Annotated in this window: 25 protein-coding genes, 1 tRNA gene, 1 pseudogene and 1 riboswitch; of the genes and pseudogenes, 5 read left to right on the top strand and 22 right to left on the bottom strand. The window is 35.1% G+C overall.

The features are described from left to right. Positions 1-6: 6 nt before the first annotated feature. The 6 genes from AC5LXV_RS08110 to AC5LXV_RS08085 all read right to left on the bottom strand — a co-directional run bounded on the left by AC5LXV_RS08110 (position 7) and on the right by AC5LXV_RS08085 (position 2,862). Complete coding sequence (locus tag AC5LXV_RS08110) at positions 7-186, bottom strand: helix-turn-helix transcriptional regulator (protein ID WP_493467922.1); 180 nt, start codon at positions 184-186, stop codon at positions 7-9. Between the two features lie 131 nt (positions 187-317). Continuing rightward, the gene (locus AC5LXV_RS08105) at positions 318-446 is read right to left on the bottom strand and encodes a hypothetical protein (RefSeq protein WP_256363500.1); all 129 of its coding nucleotides are present in this window, start codon (positions 444-446) and stop codon (positions 318-320) included. A 145-nt stretch (positions 447-591) separates the two neighbouring features. Beyond that, complete coding sequence (locus tag AC5LXV_RS08100; protein WP_493467921.1) at positions 592-798, bottom strand: hypothetical protein; 207 nt, start codon at positions 796-798, stop codon at positions 592-594. Between the two features lie 1,229 nt (positions 799-2,027). Beyond that, positions 2,028-2,103, bottom strand: a tRNA-Lys gene (locus tag AC5LXV_RS08095). A gap of 97 nt (positions 2,104-2,200) precedes the next feature. Next, a complete protein-coding gene (locus tag AC5LXV_RS08090) occupies positions 2,201-2,515 on the bottom strand; it encodes a DMT family transporter (RefSeq protein WP_493467920.1) in 315 nt (104 codons plus the stop codon). Between the two features lie 23 nt (positions 2,516-2,538). Further along, on the bottom strand, positions 2,539-2,862 hold the full coding sequence (locus AC5LXV_RS08085) for a DMT family transporter (RefSeq protein WP_144188191.1): 324 nt from the start codon (positions 2,860-2,862) through the stop codon (positions 2,539-2,541). A gap of 618 nt (positions 2,863-3,480) precedes the next feature. On the opposite strand from AC5LXV_RS08085, the gene AC5LXV_RS08080 reads away from it, so the two are divergent. Genes AC5LXV_RS08080 through AC5LXV_RS08070 form a run of 3 tightly spaced genes read left to right on the top strand, consistent with a single transcriptional unit; the run spans position 3,481 to position 5,718 of the window. Beyond that, the gene (locus tag AC5LXV_RS08080) at positions 3,481-4,137 is read left to right on the top strand and encodes a nucleoside recognition domain-containing protein (RefSeq protein WP_034902527.1); all 657 of its coding nucleotides are present in this window, start codon (positions 3,481-3,483) and stop codon (positions 4,135-4,137) included. After that, positions 4,130-4,603, top strand: coding sequence for a YjiG family protein (locus tag AC5LXV_RS08075; protein ID WP_034902524.1), 474 nt, complete (start codon positions 4,130-4,132; stop codon positions 4,601-4,603). The genes AC5LXV_RS08080 and AC5LXV_RS08075 overlap by 8 nt, the downstream gene beginning before the upstream one ends. Positions 4,604-4,617: 14 nt before the next feature. Beyond that, positions 4,618-5,718 carry a M20 peptidase aminoacylase family protein gene (locus AC5LXV_RS08070; RefSeq protein ID WP_493467919.1) on the top strand — a complete coding sequence of 367 codons (1,101 nt, stop codon included), beginning with the start codon at positions 4,618-4,620 and terminating at the stop codon, positions 5,716-5,718. 46 nt (positions 5,719-5,764) lie between these two features. Here the strand turns inward: AC5LXV_RS08070 and AC5LXV_RS08065 are convergent, their stop codons facing one another. The 8 genes and pseudogenes from AC5LXV_RS08065 to eco all read right to left on the bottom strand — a co-directional run bounded on the left by AC5LXV_RS08065 (position 5,765) and on the right by eco (position 15,575). Beyond that, a complete protein-coding gene (locus AC5LXV_RS08065) occupies positions 5,765-8,011 on the bottom strand; it encodes a TonB-dependent siderophore receptor (protein WP_493467918.1) in 2,247 nt (748 codons plus the stop codon). A 115-nt stretch (positions 8,012-8,126) separates the two neighbouring features. After that, positions 8,127-9,056, bottom strand: coding sequence for an alpha/beta hydrolase (locus AC5LXV_RS08060; protein WP_493467917.1), 930 nt, complete (start codon positions 9,054-9,056; stop codon positions 8,127-8,129). A 130-nt stretch (positions 9,057-9,186) separates the two neighbouring features. Then, complete coding sequence (gene ribB, locus AC5LXV_RS08055; RefSeq protein ID WP_493467916.1) at positions 9,187-9,825, bottom strand: 3,4-dihydroxy-2-butanone-4-phosphate synthase; 639 nt, start codon at positions 9,823-9,825, stop codon at positions 9,187-9,189. 150 nt (positions 9,826-9,975) lie between these two features. Further along, positions 9,976-10,114, bottom strand: a riboswitch (FMN riboswitch). A gap of 106 nt (positions 10,115-10,220) precedes the next feature. Further along, positions 10,221-10,979: an ABC transporter permease subunit gene (locus AC5LXV_RS08050; RefSeq protein WP_110434114.1), complete on the bottom strand. Its 759-nt coding sequence runs from the start codon at positions 10,977-10,979 to the stop codon at positions 10,221-10,223. 243 nt (positions 10,980-11,222) lie between these two features. Next, positions 11,223-12,095, bottom strand: a pseudogene (gene potH, locus AC5LXV_RS08045) (putrescine ABC transporter permease PotH); the annotation flags it as partial. A gap of 324 nt (positions 12,096-12,419) precedes the next feature. After that, positions 12,420-13,556 (bottom strand): putrescine ABC transporter ATP-binding subunit PotG, encoded by a 1,137-nt coding sequence (potG, locus tag AC5LXV_RS08040; RefSeq protein WP_219999759.1) that lies wholly within the window; start codon positions 13,554-13,556, stop codon positions 12,420-12,422. Between the two features lie 101 nt (positions 13,557-13,657). After that, entirely contained in the window at positions 13,658-14,767 is a 1,110-nt protein-coding gene (locus tag AC5LXV_RS08035; protein WP_110433936.1) for an extracellular solute-binding protein, read from the bottom strand. A 313-nt stretch (positions 14,768-15,080) separates the two neighbouring features. Next, positions 15,081-15,575, bottom strand: a complete 495-nt coding sequence (gene eco / locus AC5LXV_RS08030) for a serine protease inhibitor ecotin (RefSeq protein WP_146210870.1) — start codon at positions 15,573-15,575, stop codon at positions 15,081-15,083. A gap of 101 nt (positions 15,576-15,676) precedes the next feature. On the opposite strand from eco, the gene ydiK reads away from it, so the two are divergent. Both ydiK and pssA read left to right on the top strand, forming a co-directional pair. After that, the gene (gene ydiK / locus AC5LXV_RS08025) at positions 15,677-16,729 is read left to right on the top strand and encodes an AI-2E family transporter YdiK (protein WP_493446312.1); all 1,053 of its coding nucleotides are present in this window, start codon (positions 15,677-15,679) and stop codon (positions 16,727-16,729) included. Between the two features lie 152 nt (positions 16,730-16,881). Next, on the top strand, positions 16,882-18,237 hold the full coding sequence (gene pssA / locus AC5LXV_RS08020; protein WP_493467915.1) for a CDP-diacylglycerol--serine O-phosphatidyltransferase: 1,356 nt from the start codon (positions 16,882-16,884) through the stop codon (positions 18,235-18,237). A gap of 64 nt (positions 18,238-18,301) precedes the next feature. Here pssA and AC5LXV_RS08015 read toward each other — a convergent pair whose 3' ends face one another. From AC5LXV_RS08015 to AC5LXV_RS07980, 8 genes are all read right to left on the bottom strand, one after another. Next, positions 18,302-19,285: a sugar-binding transcriptional regulator gene (locus tag AC5LXV_RS08015; RefSeq protein ID WP_110433939.1), complete on the bottom strand. Its 984-nt coding sequence runs from the start codon at positions 19,283-19,285 to the stop codon at positions 18,302-18,304. A 19-nt stretch (positions 19,286-19,304) separates the two neighbouring features. Continuing rightward, positions 19,305-20,084, bottom strand: a complete 780-nt coding sequence (locus AC5LXV_RS08010) for a triose-phosphate isomerase (RefSeq protein WP_493467914.1) — start codon at positions 20,082-20,084, stop codon at positions 19,305-19,307. Between the two features lie 70 nt (positions 20,085-20,154). Then, positions 20,155-20,805, bottom strand: a complete 651-nt coding sequence (dhaL, locus tag AC5LXV_RS08005; protein ID WP_493467913.1) for a dihydroxyacetone kinase subunit DhaL — start codon at positions 20,803-20,805, stop codon at positions 20,155-20,157. A gap of 17 nt (positions 20,806-20,822) precedes the next feature. After that, a complete protein-coding gene (locus tag AC5LXV_RS08000; RefSeq protein WP_110433942.1) occupies positions 20,823-21,821 on the bottom strand; it encodes a dihydroxyacetone kinase subunit DhaK in 999 nt (332 codons plus the stop codon). A gap of 40 nt (positions 21,822-21,861) precedes the next feature. Next, entirely contained in the window at positions 21,862-22,209 is a 348-nt protein-coding gene (locus tag AC5LXV_RS07995; protein WP_110423750.1) for a Lin0368 family putative glycerol transporter subunit, read from the bottom strand. Between the two features lie 19 nt (positions 22,210-22,228). Next, the gene (locus AC5LXV_RS07990) at positions 22,229-22,708 is read right to left on the bottom strand and encodes a Lin0368 family putative glycerol transporter subunit (protein ID WP_110434118.1); all 480 of its coding nucleotides are present in this window, start codon (positions 22,706-22,708) and stop codon (positions 22,229-22,231) included. A gap of 13 nt (positions 22,709-22,721) precedes the next feature. Then, complete coding sequence (dhaM, locus tag AC5LXV_RS07985; RefSeq protein WP_110433943.1) at positions 22,722-23,105, bottom strand: dihydroxyacetone kinase phosphoryl donor subunit DhaM; 384 nt, start codon at positions 23,103-23,105, stop codon at positions 22,722-22,724. Positions 23,106-24,224: 1,119 nt separating this feature from the next. Then, positions 24,225-26,198 carry a TonB-dependent receptor domain-containing protein gene (locus AC5LXV_RS07980; RefSeq protein ID WP_493467912.1) on the bottom strand — a complete coding sequence of 658 codons (1,974 nt, stop codon included), beginning with the start codon at positions 26,196-26,198 and terminating at the stop codon, positions 24,225-24,227. Between the last annotated feature and the right edge of the window lie 134 nt (positions 26,199-26,332).

Raw genomic sequence — 26,332 nt, 5'->3', positions numbered from 1 at the left:
AGCCTCCTACTGTACTCGGTTGCTTTCTAAGTAGGTTTTAACCTCAGCCATATCGTAAACGACGCGACTTTTACCTACTTTCAAACCTTTTGGAAAGTTTGGATAATAGCGTAATGTATTCTTAGCACAGCCTAAGATTAACGCCAGTTCGTCAAGAAAATAGTATTTTGGAGTGTTTAATTGCATTGTTTACCTCAATAAGTTTGTTTGTGTTTAACTAAAGAGGTAATTATTGAGATTTTTATCGGAAATGCTCCGCACGCGGAATCATAGTTTGGCTTGCGGAACAAATTTTATTGATTTAGTTAGCTAACTTTTTATTTACCTTTAGGTTTACTAGGTTTTACGTCTGGTCTATTTCCTGGTGTATCCTTGTTATCTCGTTGACGTTGATCTGGTTTACCTGTTGATGGAACAATTCGTTTTGGACCTGGTTTAAGAGCCATATAGTTCTCCTTAAAGTTTAAGAGGAAAAATCCTCTACATAAATATATATTATGCTAGACAAGTTATCAAGAAAGGGGGGCAATTTTCAATAATTCACTCATTATTGAGACTCAGCCTTAGTAAAATAGAATGCTATATCATGATTTATATTTTTTGTTTAACATTGACCACATTGATTCTAGGCGTCTTTTTACTCATACCTTTTAATGTATTATCTAATTCTTGATTAATTGTCTCTTGCTTCCATTGACGAGCTTTAGAGCATAAAAGTTCTTTTAATAAAAAAAGAATATTTTGAAAATTTTCAATAGTAAAACAATCATCTTGTATTTGTTGGGTGAATATATCCAATTCTTCTCTAGTTATAACGACATCATTTATAGAAAATTCAAATTGAACAGGTAAGAGAACACTAGGTAAAACCTTCTCAAAATTATTTGGAAAACTATCATTTTCTATTCTATTGTTTGAGGCATTAGAAAAATATTAGTTTTACTGTTTGTCCATTTTTTAACTTATCAATATCACCATAAGATATTGTTAAATAACTACTGATAAATTCCAATAATAAGTCAATTCTTTGAAAATTTTCATTTTCCATTTTAATGAATCTAATATTGTAGATATCAATTTCACTGTAGTTAGTAAAGTTATTGCTATTTCTTTATTGAGTTTATCTTTTATCCATTCAGCTATTTAATTCGTTGAATCAAAATCATATTCTTCAGTAACAAAAGAACAATCCAATTACTTCTTGCTTACCTAAATCAATTGGATGCGATACAGGATAAAAAAGCCCAATTTCACCGATTAAAGCATAATGAAGCTAGTCATCTAGATCAATATGTTCTTTATCTGGAATATAGGAATTAATTTTCTTAACTGCTTTATCTAATGAATAATGTTGTCTTTCTGGTAATGCCATTGTTCCCCTAAACAATCACTTATGAAATGATTACGCCAGTCCGTTAGCGTTACGGATATTCGGGGATCAGCCTAAGCGTAGTCTTTTCATTATACCATTACCGTATAAAAAGCTATTATTCGAATAACCACATTTTTGGATTTAGCCAGCCAAAGGAAAGGATCTCATTGGGAAATCAGCACGGATTTGATATCCGACCTAATAACATATTTGAATGTTATATATGTTATTACTTTCTTTTAATAACACTTAAAAAAATATATATAAATCAATTATATTATGTTATTAGTGTTGTTAGTGTTATTAAAATATATATAAAGTATTTATTAAATAATAGGTAATAAAAACCAGTCTAATTGACTGGATTAAATATGTGATTATGGCAAAACTAACCATTAACCGTTTTTAAAGCATTACTCCCTGATAAAGACTCATTCCCTTGGCTTGACTGACTTGATTTGAGTATCATTTAGAGGTTTTATAATCTTGGCCATGTTATACGAATTTAAGTTATATTTGAGCGTATAACATAATATATAACATAAAAGTTTGAATTTCACTAAATCTACTTGAACTTAGATAAACAGTAAATTAGTTAAAAAACTTGTTATATAAAGGTTTTTTGAACGTTATTGAATTTTGATGAATTGAGGAATGGTGGGTTGTGAGGGGATCGAACCCGCGACCAATTGATTAAGAGTCAACTGCTCTACCGACTGAGCTAACAACCCACTGGAAAGTGTCACTATTTTATATAACTTTATAGAGTAATGCAACATTTTCTAGTTTGAAATTAATATAATAACTAAATTCAACACGCTTTTCTTGCTACATAGTAACATGCAAACCGACAATACCAATAACAATAACACTTAGCCCAAATATTCGCGTGCAATTTTTGGGCTCATTAAATATAAACATATTGGCTAATACGGCGCCGGAAGTACCAAGTCCTACCCAGACAGGGTAAACGATACTTAAATCTAGATATTGAAGTGAACAATAAAATAGTGTGAACGAAACGAAAAAACCACCCCAATACAGCATTAAGCGAAACAAGCTTTTTTGCTGAGAATAAAGTTTAAGACCAATAGCGCCAACAACTTCAAAAATTGCAGCTGTTAAAATAAATAACCATCCCATATCTAAATCCAAATTTGAGTTAATTAGCTATCCGCTCGTTTAAGTTGCACAACACCGATAATAATTAATGCAACAAAAAATATTTCAATAAGTTTGATTTCTTTACCAAATACAACCATGTCAATAACTAATGAACCAATGGCTCCGACGCCCGAAAAAATTGCATACACGGTGCCAGTTGGAATGGTTTTACATGCATTAGTTAAAAACGTAAAATCAATAACGATTATGAGTATAACAATCACCCAATGCCACCACTGATTTGCAGTAGTAAAACCCAATACCCAACACAATTCAAAAAAGCAGGTGAGAACAACAAATGCCCACTCTTTATTCCTGCTGTACATAATGACCTCATTATTTTTTTATTTTTAATTTATATTGCTTAATTTTGTCTTTTCATTAATGTGCTTAATGAAAACAAAAGACGGTTCGCAAACTAGAAGGTTTGCCACCTAAAGATTATGATGTTTATGCAGAGAAACAATTCAACTTTATATAAAATATCGATAATTTCCTAAACAGGTTATTGATACTTTATTACTATTTCTTGCCATATATTTATAATTCTATAATGACGGTTGCAAAATGGCAAGCCTAGAGTAATTGTTAATTACATGCTTTTAAATAACTTTCTCAAAAATCATTAAAAGTAGAAAGAAAAATAGTGCTTTTAACCCCTATTTCTTATCCAACATGATCAGCTTTTAATGGGTTGATTCTGCCTTTAATACCAACGATAGTTTAGCTTTATTCAGCTTTATTATTAATATGAATTAATGAATATAGACAATTTGAATGGTAAAAAATTTGCGGAAAGGGGTTTTTTTTCAATTAAATCAATATAGAATACTTTGCTTAGTGCTTTAGTTCTTTTCGAAAGCAAAATAATTCAGGTACTTTAAACACAACTTATTTAATACTTTTATTAAAGAATAAGTCAGATAAATCAAAAGGAATAGATAATGTCAAAAAAATCGGACGATGAATTTAAAGTCGGCATAAAAGCTTATGTATCACTTATTGTGGCCATACTGTTTTTTTCCGGACTATTTTATAACGTAGATGGAAAGGCTTGGTTGGGGGCATTTGATTTTACCAGTTTAAGTGGTAAGTTTGGCACAATGCTCCATCCCGAAAAAAACACCTTCGTTGGTGAGGGTGGAGTTAGCGCCAGAGCCGGCTTTATTTTCGCTCTGTCATTAATCCCAACTGTTATGCTTGCATTAGGCGTGTTAGAAATCTTTACCCATTATGGTACCATCCGTGCTGCTCATAAATTATTAACTCCACTACTTAAACCTATCTTAGGCGTTCCGGGTAAAACGGGTTTAGCGTTAATTACGGATTTACAAAGTACTGATGCTGGCGCGGTATTAACCAAGGAATTATATGATGAGAAGCAGATCACGAAAAAAGATCTGATCATCATTAGCGCATGGCAATATTCTGGAGCCGGGTTGATAAATAACTATTTTTCGATTGGTTCAGCACTATTTGCTTCAATGTCTGTCGCAATATTTACGCCACTCGTCATTATGATTGTATTGAAATTTGTCGGTGCAATTTTAGTCCGCCTTGTTTTAAATTCAGTTTATAAAAAGGATTTTATCAATGAGTAATTCAAGCAATCAAAAACAGACTAACAATCCATTAGACATTTTTGTCATTGGTGCGCGTAAAGGCTTTAATATTGCCATTAATAATTTAATGCCAAATATCATTATGGCATTTGTTATTACCGAAATCCTAAAAAGACTTGGCTTAATGCAATTAATTGGTGAAGCATTTGCCCCGGTTATGGGACTATTTGGCTTACCAGGTGAAGCTATTACCGTTTTATTGACAGCTTGGTTATCAGCCTCGGCTGGAACGGGTGTTGCAGTAAATTTAATTAGTGGTGCTATTCTCACTGGTACTGATATCACTATATTAGCACCAGCTATTTTCTTAATGGGCTCACAATTACAATATATGGGCCGTCTACTTGGTGTTGCCGATGTGCCTAAAAAATATTGGCCACTATTAATGGTTAATAGTATTGTTAATGCGTTAATAGCTATGATCATTATGCGATTTATTGTGTGATAAAGGAGATATCTATGTCGAACGTACTCGAACACTACCACTATTTGCATCAAATTCCTGAGCTAGGATTTGAAGAAGTTAAAACATCAAACTATATAGCAAGTAAACTAGAAGAAGCTGGCTACAAAGTAACCCGTAATATAAATAATACTACAGGTATTGTTGCAGAATATGATAGTGGTAAATCAGGTCCTGTACTGGCATTACGAGCGGATATGGATGCCTTAGGACACATAATTGATGGCCAACATTGTGCCAGACACACCTGTGGTCACGATGGCCATTCATCAATGTTATTAACCGCCGCCCAAGAGCTTATTAAAGAAGGAAATATCAAAAAAGGCAAACTAAAGCTGATCTTCCAACCAGCTGAAGAGTTAGGTTCTGGTGCATTAGCTATGATTGAGGGTGGTGCAATTGACGATGTTGATATGATTATCGGTTTACATGTTCGACCTAAAGAAGAATGCCCTAAAGGTTTTGCATCTGCCGCTATGTTCTATTCGGCTTCAACCACAGTTGAAGTCAATATTCATGGTATTCCCGCACATGGGGCAAGACCACATTTAGGCGTCAACGCTTTAGATGCGGCAACTATGGCAATTCAAGCCGTGAATACCATTCATCTAGCACCAAGTTTAACCTATAGCGTCAAAGCAACTCGTTGTATTTGTGATGCCGGTGTAACCAATGCTATTCCGTCCGAGGCTTATGTTTGTTGGGATTTACGCGCACCAACCAACCCTGCTATGGATGAATTAAAAGCCAAAACGCTTAAAGCGATTGAATTAAGTGTAGCATCTATCGGTGCTAAAGCTGATATCAAAGTATCGAAGGAAATCCCTGCTGCGGAAATTGATGATGAAGTTACGCAAATTATTGCTGAATCTATTATCGATGTACTTGGCAAAGAGGGATTGAAAGAACCAATTTTCACACCAGGTGGCGAAGACTTCTTTAATTATCCGCGTGAAAGAGATGTAAAATCTGGTTTTTGGGGCTTAGGTGTTGATTTGACACCCGGTCTTCATCATCCTGATATGACTTTTGATACATCTGCATTAGAAAATGGAGTAAAAATTACTAAAACTTGCGCTTTGAAAGTTTTAGGTTAAGCAATAAATCCGCCGATTATTTCGGCGGTTCATTGAGCGTAATTGTTTAAAATGAGACATTAGTATTAATAAATAACGTTCTCCCTGGTTCGTTATATGTTGCAGCACCAGCACCTCGAACACTGATTACACCGTTTTGAGGATTTTTTAAAGAAGAAGAATTTCCCTTTCTAAATAGACGTTTATCAAATAAATTATCAACACCAACTGTGAACGTAAAATTCTTGTTAAATTGATATTGCCCACTTAAATTTAAAAGCGCATAAGGACTGAGTTGATTGGTTGAACTATCTGTAAGTTTTTCACCCAAATAGTCATATTTTCTTGGTCGTTGTTTGCCATACCAAGTAACAGCAGTTAATAATGAAAATTTGTCGGTTGCTTGCCAATCTATTGAGGAGTTTAAGGTATATTTCGGGATGATTGACAAATAATCACCGCTTTTTTTATTTTTTGACTGCAACATCCAAGTTAAGTTATTACGAAAATTAACGGTTGATGTAACAGGAATAGTTATACTACCTTCGAATCCTTCAATTACCGATTTAGGTACATTTTGCCACTGAAAAATATTCGAATTTTTAAACTTATTTTGGCCACCTTCTGCTTGACCAATAGGGCTAGTACCAGAGTCGATTTTATTATGATAATCATTACGGAAATAAGTTAAGCCTGCAATTAAGCCTGCATTATTATGAAACTCTAAACCGATTTCTTTATTTACACTTGTTTCCGCTTTTAATTTTTTGTTACCTATTAAGTAACAACTACCACCCGCGCCATAACAGCCCTGTCCACGACTATAAAGCAGATAATTAGGGTTAGTTTGATATAAATTAGGTGCTTTATAGGCTCTAGCAATACCCAGTTTTAAACTAAAATAGTCACCTATTTCCTGAAATAAATTTAACCCTGGACTCCAGTTACTACCTGACTCGCTTTGATGATTATAGCGTATCGTTGGCGTCAACATGGTAGTTTGGGTGAGTTCGATGTTATCCTCAACAAACACGCCCCAAAGATTAGCTGAAGCGTTTTCACTGCGATCTTTATTTTTAATCCATGGTATACTGCCACCTTCTGTAATAGTTTGTGTATTGGAAGTGGGATCTTTCATCTTTTGATGATTATATTCACCACCAATAGTCATGGTTTGTGGAACCACAATGGTTAACGGAAAACTAGTTTCATTATGTAAAGTAAAATTATTGTATGTAATCGTTGAAAAATTATCATCTTTAAAGCGACCTTCAGTACCACCAGCTAAACCTTCATTCAAACGACTATTATGTGTTTTTTCAAGTTGGATATAAGACATGGTATTCACGCCATTGTCCCAATAACCACGATGAGTAACTGAGTAATTTTGACGATTCATTCTATTAGTTTCGTCATTATAAAATCGACTAACCAATTTATCAGGATTATTATTTTGGGTATCCCCAGCGTAAATATTACCTTGTCGACTAACACTTGTTTCAAATTCTAGTGACTGTTTATCAGTGATATCCCAACGAAGTATGCCATTGATATCTTTATTACGCACCCCTTCACGCCCGGCACTAACCGAAGATGGATTAATTTGATGTTTTTTGTTGATATCCCAATCGTCAGCCTCAGTTTTGTTGAGATTACCATATAAACGCATACTTAAATTATCCGTTAAGCCACCAGTTAATAAAAAATTGGTCCTTTTGGTTGCCCCTTCTTCTCTATGTGAAGGTAGATTTAAATAGCTATTCCACGAAATATGCCACTCTTTAGTCGGCTGTTTTGTGATAATATTCACGACACCACCAGCAGCACCATCACCATAACGAGCGGCGGCTGGACCACGCAAAACATCAATCCTTTCGATAATTTCAGCAGGTACCCAATTGGTATCACCGCGAGTATCTCTTTCACCCCGCCAGCCATAGCGAACTGACATACGGCTTTTTACTGGTCGTCCATCAACTAAAATTAAGGTGTTTTCTGGTCCCATTCCGCGAATATCGATTTGTCGATTATTACCTCGTTGACCACTAGTAGAGTTACCGGTCAAACTAACACCAGGCATGGTGCGAATGATTTCTGAAATATCATTTTTAGGTGGCATTTTACTTAATTCTTTTTGGGTAATCATTGAAACACCTAAAGCTTGTTTGCTCTGCTCAGAGGCGGTGACGACCATAACCTCATCGGCATCGTTATCATTATGAACTGATGAATCACCATTATCTGCATAGGTATTGTGACAAATAAAACTGATGAGTGTTGCTAATAAGTAAGTCGATTTATATTTGGTATTCATATATTATCCCTGATATTTTATTAATAATGATTATCATTATTAATTAAGCCGAAGTAATATAAATGAAATTCATTTATATTCAAGCTAATTAGGGATATTTGGATTAAATAAATTTTTATTTAACTTTGAAATTTAATTGAATGCTATCTTGTAGCGCAATAATAGCCGCTGTTTTGTGCGATTGCTCAGGATAGACTTTATAACTTATGGCGAGCTGATTAAGCTTGGCTTGTTTTAATCGAGTAAATAACTGTTTTGCATAATCGACCATTTTCCGATTCTGGCGGTGTTTTAATAGCAGTTTTCGCTGCTGTTCGGGTAATGTTTGCTCAACAGGCAGTAAAGATTGTTCGGCACCGCCCACAGAGATCAACAAATTAACAGGTTGATTTAGAGCATATCGCTGATTAATTAAATAGTTTGCTAATACACTAAACATATAGCCATCACTAAACCACAGAGATGGGCTGGATATCACATAAGTATTAAAAACCACTGGTTTAGTTAAAAAAATGTATAAATTAAATAATCCACCATAGGAATGACCAAAAATGGCTTGCTGGTTAGGATTAATAACATAGCGCTTTTCTATTTCCGGTTTAAGCTCTTGGATTAAAAAATCGTAAAAAGCATCCGCTCCGCCATATCTACTTGCCAAATTTATTTGCTTATTGGGCAAAACTTCAAAAACATAATTCTCTGGTTTAGGTAAAAAATCAACATCACGCCGTGTTTGATTAAAATAATCTATGGCAACAATGATGCCTTCTTGAATAATGCAACGTTCACACGTTTGATTTGTAATTATTTGCTTAGTTGCTAAAAAATAACTGTCACCATCAAGTAGATAAATAATTGGCCAACCACCGTCGGGAGTCGGTTTATTAGGAGTATAAATCGTTACTTTATAATCGCCATTGGTTTTTGAATGAAATAGTTCAATATGAGTATTCGGGATAGTCACAACTTTCGACAGATGAGATTTTGACTGGCAACCAGTGATAACAAACACCATTAGGATATAAAAAAAACTTAATCGTGACATAAATTGCACCAGAATATCAATTATCAATTAACTATAAGATAGGCTAAATATGTTGAGTTTACCAATGTTAAACTAAATAAAGCTGAAATTACTGTCGAATAATCAATTCGACAGTTAATCGTGGTTATAGTTAATTTGATTGGCGATAGGCCACTATATCTTCAATGGTGACTACCGGTAGCTGATGCTGTTTTGCAAACGCAACAACTTGTGGCGCTCTAGCCATTGAACCATCATCATTCGTTAATTCACAAATCACTGCTGCTGGTTTATAACCCGCTAATGCCACTAAATCCACAGAGGCTTCGGTGTGTCCCCGACGGTTTAATACCCCACCCTCTTTGGCAACTAATGGAAAGACATGTCCGGGATGATGCAAATCACTTGGTTTAGCGTCGTCGGCGACCGCAGCTTTTACTGTAGTGACCCTATCCGCCGCTGACACGCCGGTGGTAACACCTTTTGCCGCTTCAATAGTAATAGTAAAAGCGGTATGATTTTTACTAGTATTATTTGCTACCATCATCGGTAATTCTAATTTATCACAATAAGATTGTGGCATACATAAACAAACTATACCGCTGCCATGACGAATAGTTAGTGCCATTTGCTCGGTTGTGATTGTTTCGGCTGCCCAAATAATATCCCCTTCGTTTTCACGATCTTCATCATCTAAAACTAATACGCCAGATCCAGCTTTGATTGACGCGATTGCTCTTTTTACGCGCTCAATTGGGGTTCCGAATTCATTTAAATTAAACTGATTCATGGTAGATACCTATCCTGTTTTATTAAACTAAATATATTTATTCTTAATTAACTAAACTAAATTTATTAAGTATTAAATATATTAAATACCAGAATCAGGGCAAGTGCTTGACCATAGTGATTTTGCTATAGCGCAAATATAGAAAAGATAAGCTACTCTCTTTCATCCAGACTTTAACTGTCGGCTTTGGAATCTCACCAAATCTGCTGTCCTTAATAAAATAGAATTTTACTAAGCGCTCGTGGGCTATACCACCGGTAGGGAATTGCGCCCCGCCCTGAGAATTTTGTCAGTAACCTGACTGCGCACACTATAATATAAAATGGCTAAAAAAACACGTATATTTTATAAGGATAAAAAAATTGCCGCAAAAGCGGCAATAATTAATAGATAGATTATCGCATGCGAATCTCTCTTAAATGCCGTTTTTCGGCGTTACGCATCCAAAGCCATGAAATAAAGCCGATAATACCAACAATTAGTAAAATAATGGTCGCTAAGGCATTAACTTGTGGATCGACACCTAAACGAACTTTAGAAAATACTAGTTTTGGTAATGTCATTGCCCCCGGTCCGGTAACAAAATTAGCAATAACCACATCATCAAGTGATAAAGTAAATGCCAATAACCAACCAGAAACCAGTGCTGGTGCAATCATTGGTAAAGTAATTATGAAAAATACCTTTAATGGATTAGCACCGAGATCTAAAGCCGCTTCTTCGATTGACTTGTCTAACTCTCGCAATCTAGCACTAATAACAACGGTCACATAGGCGGTACAGAATGTTGCATGCGCCATCCAAATAGTCAATGCACCGCGTTCTTTTGGCCAACCAAGCGCTTGTCCCATTCCGACAAATAGCAATAACAAAGCTAAACCAGTAATGACATCAGGCATAACTAACGGTGCCGTAGTCATAAACGAGAACAGGTTAGAGCCACGGAATCGTCTAAAGCGAATGATAGTAAAAGCAGCTAAAGTACCCAGTACAATCGCTAATGAGGCAGCACCTGCCGCGATAGTCAAACTCAATCCTACTGCTTTGAGTAAAGTATCATTATGTATTAACTCAAAATACCATTTGGTTGAAAATTCTGCCCATACCGTTACCAGCCTTGAACTATTGAACGAATAAACAATCAGAATAATCATAGGGATATATAAAAAGGAAAATACTACTAAGAGAATCAATCCTTTTAAACATCTCACTAATAACGCGATTGCTACAATAGTTGTTAAAATAAGGCTAAATAGCAAGCATCCGACATATAAGCTAGCACTACCTAATAGTGCAAATCCTGATGCAGAGATCAAAACCGATAGCACTATTGAACCGAATAATGCAACAATAAAAACAATCAATGCTGAGCGCATGACTAATGGTAAATTATTCATTTATTTACCTCCCATTTGTCGGTTCTGGAACTTATTAAAGTAGTAGATAGGTACAATTAATATCAATAACATCACTGTTGCCACTGCTGACGCGGCTGGCCAATCGTGATTATTGAAGAATTCAGTCCATAGCTGTGTACCAATCATTAGACCATCTGATGGACCTAATAATTCTGGGATAACATATTCACCTACCGCAGGAATGAATACCAACATGCCTCCGGCAATAACGCCATTTTTGGTTAACGGTACAATAATCTTGAAGAAGGTTTTAATTGGTTTACAACCAAGATCTAACGCCGCTTCAATCAGTGTTGTGTCTACTTTACTTAATGAGGTATAAATTGGTAATACCACAAATGGTAAATAAGAATAGACAATACCGATATAAACCGCCAGATAGGTTTTCATTATGATTAATGGCTGATCTATAACCCCTAACCACATTAGGAAATTATTTAATAGACCATTAGGATTTAAAATTCCAATCCAAGCATAAACCCGAATTAGAAACGAAGTCCATGATGGCAAAATGATTAATAACAATAAAATATTTCTGGTTGACGGTTTACATTGTGAAATAGCCCAAGCCAAAGGGTAACCGATTAAAATACATAGCAATGTGGAAATTGCTGCAACTTTTAATGACTGTAAATACGAGTCTAGATAAATAGTATCCTCGAGTAAATTAAAATAATTACCAAAGTTTAAAACAATATTGACTAGGCCATCTTCATAACTTAGCAGTTCAGTATAAGGTGGTACGGCTATCGCCACTTCGGAAAAACTGATTCGAAATACAATCAAAAACGGTAATAAAAATAGCAACAACATCCAACAATATGGAATAGCTATTACTAATAGACGGCCGTAGAGTGTCATCAAATCAGAATCATCACGTTGTAGTCGCAACTTACGATAAGCATAATAGATCGCCACTAAACCTAATCCAGCAGGTATATATAAAATACTGCCGGCTATAATCAATCGATAAGCAAATTTAGATGGTTTATAATGTGCCAAATATGCGCCAACACATGATACTAATAAACTCAATACCATTGACGTAAATAACGCATCTAAAAACAGATTGTCAAATGCATTGATGGTTACAAAACGTAAATAAACACCAAGTAACACTAAGGCATTTAACAACAAACCCCATAAAATGGATCGCATCAATTTATCCTCTTGTGTTTATTCGGTCAGCACAACACAGCTATCAATTTCCCAACTTAAGTTGACAGTATCACCCCAAGTCGGCATTCCTTTACGATAACGGTGTTCGTTTTGTAGTTGAGCAATAATAATCTGTCCACTTTGTAATTTAACATGGTAAATCGACAGATCACCTAAATAAGCAATTTCAACCACTTCACCCGTGGCAACGTTGTAGCCATCGGCTGGAATTTCATCACAAAGTTTAATTTTTTCCGGTCGTAATGCGACTTGAATAGGTACACCTTCAACCGCCGGTGAATCGTAATCGACTTTTAATGGGTGTTTAATCATCGGACAACTGATAATTAATCCATCTTCTAAGGTCTCTTGTAAAATGCCGTCAAAAACATTTACAGAGCCAATAAATTCTGCACTATAACGGCTATTTGGATGTTCATAGATCTCTTCAGGCTCACCTATCTGCACAAACTGGCCTTTATTCATAATCGCAATACGGCCTGCCATAGTCATCGCTTCTTCTTGATCATGGGTAACCATTACGCAGGTTGCGCCTACTTGTTCTAAGATGCTAACCACTTCAAGTTGCATACGATCACGAAGTTGTTTGTCCAATGCGCCCATTGGTTCATCTAACAGTAGTAATTTCGGTCTTTTCGCTAAGCTTCTGGCTAAAGCAACACGTTGTCTTTGACCGCCTGAAAGTTGATGAGGTTTACGTTTGCCAAACTGTTCCATATGAACAAGTGCCAACATCTCTTCAACTCGATGTTTAATTTCATTTTTATCTAATTTATCTTGTTTTAAACCAAAGGCAATATTTTGCTCAACCGTCATGTGAGGAAAAAGAGCATACGATTGAAACATCATATTAATCGGACGATTATAAGGTGGTACTTGTGATAAATCTTTCCCATCTAAAATAATTTGTCCGGAAGTCGGTTGTTCAAAACCGGCAAGCATCCGCAATAATGTTGATTTACCACTACCTGAAGCACCTAATAAGGCAAAAATCTCTCCGGTATAAATGGTTAAATTGACATCATCAACGGCATAATAATCATCATTAAAAACTTTGGTTAAATTTTTGATCTCCAATAATGGAGTTATCATCTTTTTTTTAGGCTGTACCTGAATTGTTGTTTTATCGTTCACGCTTTTTTCCTCATAACAACAAGCCAAAAAAAACAAGACGGAAAGATTTTAAATCTCCCCGTCTAGAATATATAAGTCAATTAGTTGACATTTTCAAACGGTTATTTACCCGTTTTCAGTTTTGTCCATGTGCGAGTAATCACACGTTCTAGTTTAGGTTCTTTTACCGTTAAAGTGAATAAATTTTCCATCACTTCTGGTTTTGGATAAACCGCTGGATCATTTCTCACTTCAGGTTTCACAAACTTATCGTTTGCAACTTTATTTGGGCTAGCAAAGTTAACATCATTAGTCACCTGAGCTGCAATTTCTGGTTTCAAAATAAAGTTTAAAAACTCATGTGCTTCATCAGGATTAGCTGCATCTTTTGGAATTGCAAGGGTATCAAAGAAAACCAGTGCACCTTCTTTCGGGATGTTGTAATTAATATGAACACCGTTATTCGCTTCGTTAGCTCTGTCGCGAGCTTGTAAAATATCGCCTGCCCAACCTAAAATCACACAAATATCGCCATTTGCTAAGTCAGTAATATATTGAGATGAATGGAAATAACGAATATTTGGTCTGACGTTTGCCAACACACCATAAGCAGCTTCTGTATAATCTTTAGCATCAGTGCTGTTTGGATCTTTACCTAAATATTTAAGCGCACTAGCAAAGATTTCAGTTGGCGCATCTAAGAATGCCACACCACAATCTTTGAGTTTTTCCATATTTTCAGGTTTAAAAACTAAATCCCAACTATCAACTGGGGCATTTTCACCAAGACGTTCTTTAACTTTATCAATGTTATAACCAATACCTGTAGTCATCCATACATATGGAATTGCATACTTATTATCGGGGTCATGGTTAGCCATTAACTTCATTAAATTAGGATCGAGGTTGTTCCAATTAGGTAATTTACTTTTATCTAATGGTAAATAGATATCAGCTTTGATCTGTCTAGCTAAAAAACTGTCTGAAGGGGAAACCACATCGAAACCTGAATGACCGGCCATTAGTTTACCTTCAAGCGCTTCATTGGAATCATACACATCATAAACCAGTTTAATACCAGTTGATTTTTCAAAATCAGAGATTGTACTATTACCAATTTGACCTGCCCAATTATAAAAATGCACGACACGGTCTTTTGCTATAGCAGATTGAGATAGTGCTAGTGATACACCAGCGATGATTGAAAGAATTGTTTTACGTTGAGTAAACATGCTCACCACTTCTCCTCTAGTTAGGGATATTACATGTTAGACACAAGCCCATTGTTAAATACAACGGACCCCCAAATTTTACCATTATTATTGAATTTAATAATATGGCGAAACCGAGGTAATCAGGCAATCACAAGTCATTAATATAATTAATGAACAAGTAGAGCTAACCTTGCATTACGTGGGATAAAATACCTTTTTTTTTCCAGATGTCTACTTAAAAAATCAAATATTCTAAGATTAAGGATTGAGTGACTAGATTTTAATCAATCAACCCTTTATTAGCGAGCTATTAACAATTAATTTACTTTTTTTATTCGGCGTTAGCTTGCAAAATTTTTGCTTCCGGTTGCCATATACGATATTTAACCGTCACATCTTTTGGAACATAGAATACTAATGGCAAACGGCTGTTGTAATTTAATAAACCTAAATTATGATTGATTGTAACAAATTTATTCTCATTAGTACCTTCAGGGCAAGCCATCATAGTAGAGATGCTACCTTTAGCTTCTTCAACAACATAGTATGAGTAACCCCAACCTTTAAGCTCTTGTTCTTTAACAGTTCCGCCTAAACTACGGGTATTACAATCCACATTCATCTCTTTACCAATTAGTATTTCTACTTTAGCGTTAGCTTCATCTTTTAAGCCTGGTAGATGAATTACATAACGAGTAGCGTCTGCTTTAGCATCGGGATAAGGTGCAATTTCATTCAACTTTTGCTCAGTTTGTTGGACCTTTTGCCCACTTGTACAAGCCGATAGTGCCATACCCATTAAAACTAATAACATTAATTTTTTCATTTTATACCTCCAATAAATTGTCTATTTTATACAACATCATATTCTTTTTAAAACATAATGCGTATAATAACACTATCTAGATTAAAGAATATGAGGTAAAAATGCCAGCGGAAAAAAAAACTGATGACTTGCTGAAACTTATTTTAAACTTATTATTAATAGGTTTACTTATTGTTGTAACTTATCGGGTGATCGAAGTATTCTTATTTGGCTTTTTTTGGGCGGTAATGGTGGTTATTGCAACTTGGCCATTGATGATAAAAATCCAACAAAAACTTTTTAATAAACGTTGGTTATCTCTTTTAGTCATGGCTTTACTATTGGCATTTGTCTGTGTTATTCCTTTTATTCTCATCATTAGCAGTGTTGCTCAGAATGGACATTATTTAATTGAATGGGTTAGAACGCTTTCTCATCGGGAATTACCTACTTTCGACTGGTTAATGAGTATTCCGATGTTTGGCGAAGAACTTCACCAAAAATGGCTTGAACTTATCAAAACGGATGGCACGCAATTGATGTCCGATATTCAACCCTATATTGGCATAATGATTGGTTGGCTTTTAGAACAAGTGACTAATATTGGCGTTTTTATATTTCATGCTGGCGTGATGATTATATTTAGTTTATTACTGTTCCTTAGAGGCGAGAGTATTACCAAATATGTTTATGTTTTTGCTAATCGTTTATCCAAACAATATGGAACAACTACCGTTACATTAGCTGGCCAATCGATACGTGCAGTCGCATTAGGCGTTGTTGTCACGGCTATTACCTTAGCTTTAATTGGTGGTTTAAGTTTTTTAATTACTAAAATGCCATTTCCTGGCATATTAACATTAGTTTTATTTATCTGCTGCGTTGCACAAATTGGGCCAGTTATTGTTATGCTTGGCTGTATTTTTTGGCAATTTTGGGATGGTCACGTGGTATCAGGTATTGTATTAATTGTAGTTGCCATTATATTAACAACATTAGATAGCGTAATGCGAGCCTATTTAATTAAAAAAGGTGCCGATCTTCCTTTTCTGCTTATTCTATTCGGCGTAATTGGTGGCATTCTGGCTTTTGGTATTATGGGATTATTTATCGGTCCTGTGGTATTAGCATTAAGTTACAAAATCATTCAAACTTGGGTTAATGAACAAGCTTAAATTTAACGTTAATAATATTAATTTGCATTAAAAAACAATTTGAATAAAAAATTAATTTAACCACAGGTTAAACTATGAAAAACAGGAGTGTTATTTTCTGACATAATTTGTGATATTCTACACTTTGTGTCAGATTTAATGATATTTAGATCATGCGAATACCTTTTATAAAATATAATCATCAAAAACATCTTGATGAGTTAGCTAAAATTCAGCAAAAAGCTGAACAATATCAAATTATCTACGATCCAAATTCCTATAGAATTGCTTTGCTTGAACATATCAAAAAAGCCCAACAGCGTATCTATATTGTTGCACTTTATTTAGAAAAAGATGAAGCCGGTCGCGAAGTTCTTGACGCTCTTTACCAAGCCAAAGCTGAACGCCCCAATTTAGATATCAAGATTTTTGTTGATTGGCATCGAGCTCAACGGGGAAGAATTGGTGAAGATAAAACTCAAACCAATGCTCGTTACTACTATGATTTAAAACAACAATATCTAAATATTGATATCCCAACTTATGGTGTACCGATTAATCGCCGTGAAGTACTCGGTGTGCTACACTTAAAAGGGCTCATCATTGATGATACCGTAATTTATAGTGGGGCAAGTATTAACAACGTCTATTTACATAAACTTGATAAATACCGTTATGACAGATATCACTTTATCACCAATAAAGCCTTATCTGACGCTATGGTTAATTATGTAAATGACAACTTCCTACCACTTGAGGGTGTGCAACACTTAGATGTTAATGAACATAAAACCCGGAAACAAATCAAACCGGCAATTAAAGCATTACGCCAACATCTTACCGATGCCAAGTACCAATATGTAGGCGATACTGATAATGATACCCTATCCATCTCACCACTAGTTGGCCTTGGTCGCAATAATCAACTCAATAAGATTATTCATCATTTAATCAATATTACTGAACAAAAAATCACTTTTTGTACCCCCTATTTTAACTTACCAAACATATTAGTCCGCGATATTATTCGCCTTCTAAGAAAAGGCAAACAAGTGGAAATCATCATTGGTGATAAAGTTGCCAACGACTTTTATATTCCTGAAGATCAACCTTTTAATATCTCGGGTGGATTACCTTATTTGTATGAAATCAACTTAAGACGTTTTGTGGAACGGCTACAAACTTATATAGATAAAGAACAGTTAATCATTCGATTATGGAAAGATGGGGATCAAACCTATCACTTAAAAGGGATTTGGGTCGATGATGAATGGATGATGATTACTGGTAATAACCTTAATCCTCGAGCTTGGCGTTTAGATCTGGAAAATGCACTATTAATCCACGATCCAAAACATGAATTGCAAAAACAGATTAAGCAAGAACTTGCCACAATCCGTGAAAAAACGACCTTAGTCACCCATTTCCAACAAATTCAAGCTAGCCAATTCTATCCAAAACATGTACATAAATTAATTAAACGTTTAAGCCGAATTCGAGTAGATCGAATTATTAAACGCTTACTATAATCTCAAATTAATTAAAACGCTATTTGTCGCTTGGTGACAAATAGCGTTTAATCCAAATTGAATTTTACTTTGTTGTTGGCATTTTACTTTGTTGTAAACTTAGTACCGTTCTAGCATTTGAAGCACTGGTTGCAATGATATCAATCACCCCTGAACGAAGTGCACCTAAAATTGCCGTCGCTTTAGTGTTTTCTGATGCTATAGCAATCACACAAGGGATATTACGTAACTCATCAATGCTTAAACCAATTACCCGATCGTTCATGTTGGTATCAACTGGATTGCCATTAATATCAAAGAAGCCATAACCGGCAATATCACCGACAACACCTTGATTCAATGTTGCATAAGTCACTTCTTGTGGCGTAAACCATCCTAATTGCACCATGTAACAGTTTTCATTCATATCACCAATACCCACTAAGGCGATGTCAGCTTTACTTGCACGTTCTATGGTATCTTTAATTACTCGATTCTGCATAAACGCACGTTTGAGTTCACGGTTTTCAACATAAGCTGGCGCATATAAAGTTTCACTACTGGCACTGAATTTTCTTGCTAGACTACGGCTAATATGATCGGCGTCAATAATCTCGCCAACTCGCTGGGTACCACCAATACCGCAAATAAATTTACACTGTTTTTCAGGAAAAACCCCTACATGGCTAGCAATAGCGGCAACATTACGCCCTTGGCCAACAGCAATCGTCATGCCATTCTTTAAGGTACTGGATAGATAGTTAGAAACAAGTGCCGCAACTTGTCGTCGTTGCTCATCTTCATCTTGGTGATCTAAAGCTATCAGCGCCCTTTTAATCCCAAAATTATTAACAAATTGCTGTTCAATACGCGAACTAAATACCGGATGATATTTGACATTAATTTCAACAATGCCTTCCGCTCGCGCTTTTTTCAGCAAGCGACCTACTTTAATACGGGAGATACCAAATCGCTGAGCAATCTCTTCTTGAGTTTGTTCATATTCATAGTAAGCAACGGCAATTTCCGTAAGTAGCTCTGACTCTTGTTTATCTTCAAATATATCCATTAGGCTTGCCTTTATTATCTTAACTTTGCTGATTAATAGCAGATAATATAGTACAAAAATCTTTAGCTTGCCATGCACTACGTCCAATAAATAATCCATCAATGTTCGGTTGGCTAATAAATAATGGAGAATTTTCGAGATTTACACTACCACCATAGAGTAAAATTACTTGATTAGCGGTATCGATATCATAAAGTTCAATCATTGCAGAACGTAATTTAGTATGGATATATTCTGCTTCATCAGGGGTTGCAGGTACTCCTTGTTCACCTATTGCCCATATTGGTTCATAAGCAATAATTACCTTAGTCACCTGATTTTTATCAATGCCAAATAAAGCAATCTTCATTTGTTTAACCACAGTTTCTACTGATACACCCCAAGATTTTTCTTGGGCACTATCACCTATGCAAATTAATGGGGTTAAATTGTAGTTTAATGCAGCATGAACTTTTTTATTCACAAAGCTATCTGTCTCGGCAAAATATTCTCGTCGTTCGGAATGCCCCATTTCAACTATGGTGGCACCAGTATCAGCAACCATATTGGCTGAAATTTCACCGGTGAAAGGCCCTGATTGGGCAAAATGCATATTTTGCACGCCAGTTAAACAGTTAATCTGGTGATTATTGATATAATCGGTGACATCCCGAACACAAGTAAATGGAGGAATAACAAATGGTTGAATATGACTTTTCAGATTTTCCGGATAAAAGGTTTTAAGTTGTTCACAAAAAAGTAACGCCTCAGCTAAAGTTTTATTCATCTTCCAACTTGTACCAATATAGATTTTTTTCATATTCAACCTTCCAGTATCTACTAAATATTATTTAAAACTCGTTAATTGCAATCAATAGCTAAGCCATTGATTAGGATATCGTTTTGAGTTGTTGTAAAAATACATTCATAATCATCCAAGCCGATTCAGAGCCGGGATCTCGATGACCAACTGCACGTTCACCTAAGCGTAACGCTCGACCTTTTTTGGCCATTAGCGGAATAGTTTTATCTGAACCTAACTTCATTTCATTTACACAATTTTCTAAAGTATTTATAGGATCATCACCTTCTTGATAATCTTTTAATACTGCAAGACCAGGAATTAAAGCATCGAGCATCGTTTTATCATTTAATTCAGCTTTTCCTCTCATTTGAACAGCTTCAACACCATCTTGGTACATTTGACAAAATTCTTTAAATGTCACTTCTTGTTTTCCAATTATATGCGTCGCCATTTTCATGAAAAAACTTCCATATAATGGCCCTGATGCTCCTCCAACTTTACTTAAGAGAATCATACCTACTTTTTTCATTAATTCGGCTATATCAGTTACTGATTCAGAGAGTTGAGGTAACTGTTTTTCAACTTCACGAAAACCGATGGTCAAATTGATTCCATGATCACCATCGCCAATATCTGAGTCCAATTTACTTAAGTGGTCACGATTTTCTTCAGCCATTGCAGCCAATTTTTTAAAAGTCTCAATAAAATATGATTTATTTAGCATCAGAGCACGCATCTCGATTCTCCTTGTGGTTAATAAGCAACTTTAAAATAAGGGGCATCACAAGGATGATCCAACAGTTGTTTAAGTTCTTGATCAAGTTTTATAACTGAAATAGACATACCAACCATATCCATTGACGTAACATAATTACCAACTAATGATTTATAAATCTTGATGCCTTTTTCTGCTAATAAAAGATGAGCTTTTCGATAACAAATATATTGATCCATCAATGCCAGACCGCCTAGTCCATTGATGAGTAACTCAATTTCATCACCCGATTTTAGTTTAGAATCAGCCAAGATATGATCGATTAATTGACTAACCACAACATCAGCCTTTTCTAGTTTAGTTCTTTCGATGCCTGGTTCACCATGGATCCCCATTCCTACTTCCATATCACCATCTTGCATTTCAAAAATCGGCTCGCCGGTAACTGGTAGTGTTGATGAAGATAATGCCACACCAATAGAATAAGTATTTGCATTGGCTTTTTGGGTAAGTGCCTTCACTTTATCTAAATCATAACCTTTAGCAGCGGCACTTCCAGCAACTTTAAACACAAATACATTACCAGCCACACCACGACGATCTTGAACATTTTCTGATGAATAAATATCATCAGTTGTGGTTACCGTTTCAACGCGAATTCCCTCTTCGGCAGCAAGTTCGGCAGCCATATCAAAGTTCATTACATCGCCGGCATAATTTCCATAAACAAAAAGGCATCCCTTGCCGGCATCGACAGCTTTTACCGCTGCATAACAATATTCAGGGGATGGCGAGGTATTTACATTACCCACCGCTGCCGCATCAGCAAAATCTTTACCAACATAGCCTAAAAAAGCAGGTTCATGACCAGAGCCACCACCAACGATAATTCTTACTCTTGGTTCTGAGCTCATTTTTTTACTTACAATTACTCGATTACAATCTTGCTTGAGTTCTACGTAATCACTGTGTGCTAAACAGTAACCTTCTAACAGCTCTTCAACCACATCATAACCATCATTAATTAATCTTTTCATTGTGTTACTCCTTTCTATCCTTCAACCTTTTGTCTTTTACTTAAGAAACAAGAAAAAGTGACAAAACATATCCACCTACAATACCTGCGCTAACCGCAGCAACGATATTTTTAACTGATTTACGCTTGCTGCCACCGGTTAATGCTGAAGCAACCCAAACACCAACACCTGCGGCTAATCCCTGATCTACCCAAACAGTACCACTTTGAGTAATCATCGGTGTGGCTATACCATGATTGATACACCATACGGTACCTACAATAAATGCCGCTGCCATCCACCCACCGATTGGCCCCCAATTATCAACCATTCTTCCCCAAGCCATTCGTATGACAAAAGGGAAAATAAAACCACCGATTAACGTTGCAATAGCTAATTGTATTGTCATAATCATTCACTCCTTAATCCTAGATTGAACTCTTTTTTTGAAAAATTTTAATTCTTTTAGCGCGTAAGATTTTCTCTTTGGCCTCTTTTAATTTTTCAAAATCAGATCGTCTAAGTCCTGGTTCTCTTGGATTTTCATTAACAAACTCTTTTTTCTTAGCCATGTCTTTTTCAATAAATGCCGCAGTAATTCCCCCTAGGGCGGCCCCACAACCAACTAATAAAATTGTCGGTAAAGAAGTTGAAAAAGCATCGCCTCCCTGAATAAAGGTATCTCTCATAATGCCACATACTGCGATAGCTAACCCCATATCAACAAAAGCCGCATCATCTTCGTTACCGGTTAAATTAATGTAATGATTCATATACCACATTGGCCCAATAATGATTATCGCCGCAAGATAACCACCAAAAATGCCATAAGTGCCTAATTGTGACCAAACAGCCATCACTATCATGCCCGCGATACAATAACCAACAAAACTTCGAAAAAATTTCATAGCCATTCTCTCTCTAAATATTTTGTAACTCAGCTAAAATACCTTCCACATCCTTATCAACCATAGCTTGAATTGATGCATAAAAAGCACCTTCGACTAATGGCGCATCAACTAATATGACTTTACTTTTTAGCTCTTCATCTTCAATTAGATCAATTGCGGTTTCGGTACTTAATATTGCACTACCTATATCTGCAAAAATCAGAATGTTACTATGCTGGCTTGATTGTTTAATAATGTTATAAATGGCAACAGAATCAGTTCCTAAACGGCCATCTTCTGTCCCCCCTGCCGAAAAAATTCTCACATCCCCTGTTGAATCAACCATTTCCTCAATCATCTCTTTTAGCCCATCGGTTATCTTCCTGCTATGAGATACTAAAATGATACTGACCATAAAACCTCCGAACAAATGTTTACTTATTAATCTTTTGTTCAATTATAACCAATAAATTTTCTCCGCAAATGGTTTTATAGCAATTTTGTGACTAAGATCTAAATATTAACTAGTTAACCGCGATTTCCGCCTAATCAAATGGAAATGGTTGAAATGTTGTCAATGTAAAAAGAGATGAGTTTATGGTAAATATTGGTGAGAAATATTAAAAAGTAATATCATTTAATCAGATAACATCTCGTTCATAAGATCGCACACAAAACAAAAGATTAAATAATTGTATCATGCAGGTCTTTATTGAAATAAGATTTGGCAAATGTTAGTTATTTAACACACATTTTTTAACTTTTTATTTAATAAACCAAATAAAAAACCATTCAATAAACCTAAAATCAGGCAATTATTATCATCGGCATTTTCAATCTGTTTAAATTACCCCCTGATTAGTTATTTCCTAACTGCCTGATACACATCCGATAGGGTTAAAGATACGATTGTCGTTTATTCGACATTATAGAAGAGCTCAACAGCTGACATTTTATATTTCGCCTAATCGAAAGTTGTTAGTTACCTCATTTAAATCGTTATTAAGTGTTTGCATCATGCTATTAGTCGTCAACTTTCACTTACGTTTTTCGCTATAGTCGTATTTGGGTTGTAGGATTTCTAGCAGTGATTTTTAATTGATTTACTTTTGCTTCAAAGAAAACAAGCTTAGTAAGAAATTCGTATTAGGAGGGGTAATTTTTCATAGTAGAAAAGTTATTTTTGACCGATGGCAATAATCTTAAAAAAAGTATTAATTGAACTTTAATAAATTGCTATTTTGAGCTAAATAAATAATTCTCAACCAGCAGTTAAATAACTAGCTAACTGATAAGTTTTAAGTATTAGAAATTAATTTCTGTAGCAACAAAGTAATGACGACCTGTTAAGGTTTTAGCAAAATTATCGTTTAAAACATGCTTATTTGCACATGATTAATTTGAAATACCTTTGTCAAGTAAGCCTCAATCATAACTAATAAATTAAAATGTTCATATAGAGTTCATTAAATAAAAAAGTGGCTGTATTAACAACCACTCAATATTTATAATTACATTTTTTGATGAATACTAATTAGAAATTAATTTCAGTACCAACAAAGTAACGACGACCTTCTAAAGTTTTACCAAAATCATCGTTTGAAACATCCTTATCAAATAAGTTATAAACACCACCATAAATCTTAGCATTTTGGTTTATTTGGAAAGACGTCCCCACATCCCAGAAAGTATAACCAGGATACTCAATTTTTTTGCCTTTACGATCTGTAGTAGATTCCACACCGTAATAGGCAACTTTAGTCCATAAATCCAATTGTTGGGTTAAATTCCAATCAAGCTGAGTATTGAATTTTTGTTTAGGTGTACGGTTTAAAGGTTTACCCTTATTATTACCTGTTTTTTGTTCTGTTTTAGTCCAAGAATAATTAGTACTTAATAAGAAATCGGTAAATAATGGGGTTTTGAATGAGAGCTCTATACCTTTAAGATCTGCTTTATCTACATTTTCTAAACCTTGGATAAAATGAAATTTTTTACTAAAGTTTTTATAAGAACATGTTTTCTCTTCGATATTTTTATTATCACAAATATAGTAAGATTGAATCTTATCTTTGTATTTAGTATAAAAAGCTGTTGCAGAAGCATCAATACCGTAATCATTGGTATATCCTAGACCAATTTCAAAATTATTTGATTTTTCAGGTTTTAAATCAGGATTACCAACAACTACACCATCCCAATATCCTCCACCTGTTGCTTGTCCCCAGTCAGAAACAACTTGACGCAATTTTGGCGTTGCATAACCGGTTGAGTAACCGCCTTTCAGGGTAAAATTATCATCAATATTCCAGACACTATAGACTCTTGGATTCCAGTTGCTACCATAGTTTTCATCTTTGTTATAACGTAAACCAGCCGTGATACTCCAGTTATCGAAAATACTTATTTCATCTTCGGCAAACAATGCATAATTCCAGCGATCAATTTTAGTAATATCACTAGTAAGTTCATTACCTTTATCATGAAGCTCTTGGTAATTATATTTACCCCCTACCGTTAGCATATTAATACTAAAAGGAATCGTCACTCGAGAATCTAGATCGGTATTACGAATTTTCATTTTTCTTTCTGGATTATTGTTTTCTTCATAAGCAATAAAAGAAGTCGTCGATAGATCATCAAATAAACCATTATGAGTTAGCGCAAAAGAATTTCTAGCGTTATCACGCTTATAATCTTTATCTCTTGATTTTTCTCTTGTTTTACCTCTGATTGAAGTACTATTTTGTAACGAACGACCAAAATCGAGATCAAATTTTTGGTTATCAGTAGCATTAAGTGATAATTTACCATTCAAGCTGCGTAATTTCTGTCCAGAATGACCATTTAAAAACTCATCTTCATGACGATTTGTATATTGCCCATATAATTGAATACCGAGAATATCGTCAATAATTGGTCCAGTCGTTGAAAAACTACCTATATAGGTATTTTTTTCATCAGAACGATAAGGCATAATTGATTCAACTCGTAATCCACTATGCCAGATATTTGATACCTTTTTAGTAATAATATTGATTACCCCACCCATAGCATCAGAACCATACAAGGAAGACATTGGTCCTCGAACGACTTCAATACGTTCAATGGCTGTTAATGGTGGTAACCAGCCTTGTTCAAAACCGGAATTATCACTATTTGGTCTAGTTTCACGAGTGTTCACTTTTTTACCATCAATTAACATTAAAGTATATTTGCCATCCATTCCTCGAATACTAATATCGGTTGAATCACCACCGCCTGTTACGGTGATACCTGGAATATCCTTAAGAGCATCGGTAACGTCACGATAAGGTTTTTTGCTAATCTCTTCCGGTGTGATTACCGAAATCGTTGCCGGTGCTTCCTTAATCTGTTGTGAAAATCCTGATGCTGTTACCACCATAGTATCGGTATTTTTATCATCGGCTGCCATCGCTAAACCTGATAGTGATAATAAAATACTTGTATTTATGACATGTGTTGCCAACTTAAACCTAGTATTCATTTGTTTAACCCTATTATTTATATTGATATTTTCAATGCAATTTGTGCGTAACGATATATTATATGAGAATAATTATCAATATCTTTACGAAAATTTATTTATCACTAGACAATTAATAATGTTTAAATAATAAT

Source organism: Gilliamella sp. LMG 34359 (genome assembly GCF_984569085.1).
This window is presented reverse-complemented; position numbering and strand designations above follow the sequence as displayed.

What these genes read in the sequence shown, in the direction of transcription:
- AC5LXV_RS08085 (WP_144188191.1), bottom strand. Translation starts at nt 2,862, where the DNA reads ATGTACAGCAGGAATAAAGAGTGGGCATTTGTTGTTCTCACCTGCTTT.
- AC5LXV_RS08015 (WP_110433939.1), bottom strand. Translation starts at nt 19,285, where the DNA reads ATGGATATATTTGAAGATAAACAAGAGTCAGAGCTACTTACGGAAATT.
- AC5LXV_RS08010 (WP_493467914.1), bottom strand. Translation starts at nt 20,084, where the DNA reads ATGAAAAAAATCTATATTGGTACAAGTTGGAAGATGAATAAAACTTTA.
- AC5LXV_RS08080 (WP_034902527.1), top strand. Translation starts at nt 3,481, where the DNA reads ATGTCAAAAAAATCGGACGATGAATTTAAAGTCGGCATAAAAGCTTAT.
- AC5LXV_RS08110 (WP_493467922.1), bottom strand. Translation starts at nt 186, where the DNA reads ATGCAATTAAACACTCCAAAATACTATTTTCTTGACGAACTGGCGTTA.
- AC5LXV_RS08090 (WP_493467920.1), bottom strand. Translation starts at nt 2,515, where the DNA reads ATGGGATGGTTATTTATTTTAACAGCTGCAATTTTTGAAGTTGTTGGC.
- AC5LXV_RS08000 (WP_110433942.1), bottom strand. Translation starts at nt 21,821, where the DNA reads ATGAAAAGATTAATTAATGATGGTTATGATGTGGTTGAAGAGCTGTTA.
- AC5LXV_RS08035 (WP_110433936.1), bottom strand. Translation starts at nt 14,767, where the DNA reads ATGTTTACTCAACGTAAAACAATTCTTTCAATCATCGCTGGTGTATCA.
- AC5LXV_RS08075 (WP_034902524.1), top strand. Translation starts at nt 4,130, where the DNA reads ATGAGTAATTCAAGCAATCAAAAACAGACTAACAATCCATTAGACATT.
- AC5LXV_RS07995 (WP_110423750.1), bottom strand. Translation starts at nt 22,209, where the DNA reads ATGACAATACAATTAGCTATTGCAACGTTAATCGGTGGTTTTATTTTC.
- pssA (WP_493467915.1), top strand. Translation starts at nt 16,882, where the DNA reads ATGCGAATACCTTTTATAAAATATAATCATCAAAAACATCTTGATGAG.
- AC5LXV_RS07990 (WP_110434118.1), bottom strand. Translation starts at nt 22,708, where the DNA reads ATGAAATTTTTTCGAAGTTTTGTTGGTTATTGTATCGCGGGCATGATA.
- AC5LXV_RS08105 (WP_256363500.1), bottom strand. Translation starts at nt 446, where the DNA reads ATGGCTCTTAAACCAGGTCCAAAACGAATTGTTCCATCAACAGGTAAA.
- AC5LXV_RS08050 (WP_110434114.1), bottom strand. Translation starts at nt 10,979, where the DNA reads ATGATTATTCTGATTGTTTATTCGTTCAATAGTTCAAGGCTGGTAACG.
- dhaL (WP_493467913.1), bottom strand. Translation starts at nt 20,805, where the DNA reads ATGCGTGCTCTGATGCTAAATAAATCATATTTTATTGAGACTTTTAAA.
- ydiK (WP_493446312.1), top strand. Translation starts at nt 15,677, where the DNA reads ATGCCAGCGGAAAAAAAAACTGATGACTTGCTGAAACTTATTTTAAAC.
- dhaM (WP_110433943.1), bottom strand. Translation starts at nt 23,105, where the DNA reads ATGGTCAGTATCATTTTAGTATCTCATAGCAGGAAGATAACCGATGGG.
- AC5LXV_RS08065 (WP_493467918.1), bottom strand. Translation starts at nt 8,011, where the DNA reads ATGAATACCAAATATAAATCGACTTACTTATTAGCAACACTCATCAGT.
- AC5LXV_RS08070 (WP_493467919.1), top strand. Translation starts at nt 4,618, where the DNA reads ATGTCGAACGTACTCGAACACTACCACTATTTGCATCAAATTCCTGAG.
- eco (WP_146210870.1), bottom strand. Translation starts at nt 15,575, where the DNA reads ATGAAAAAATTAATGTTATTAGTTTTAATGGGTATGGCACTATCGGCT.
- AC5LXV_RS07980 (WP_493467912.1), bottom strand. Translation starts at nt 26,198, where the DNA reads ATGAATACTAGGTTTAAGTTGGCAACACATGTCATAAATACAAGTATT.
- AC5LXV_RS08060 (WP_493467917.1), bottom strand. Translation starts at nt 9,056, where the DNA reads ATGTCACGATTAAGTTTTTTTTATATCCTAATGGTGTTTGTTATCACT.
- ribB (WP_493467916.1), bottom strand. Translation starts at nt 9,825, where the DNA reads ATGAATCAGTTTAATTTAAATGAATTCGGAACCCCAATTGAGCGCGTA.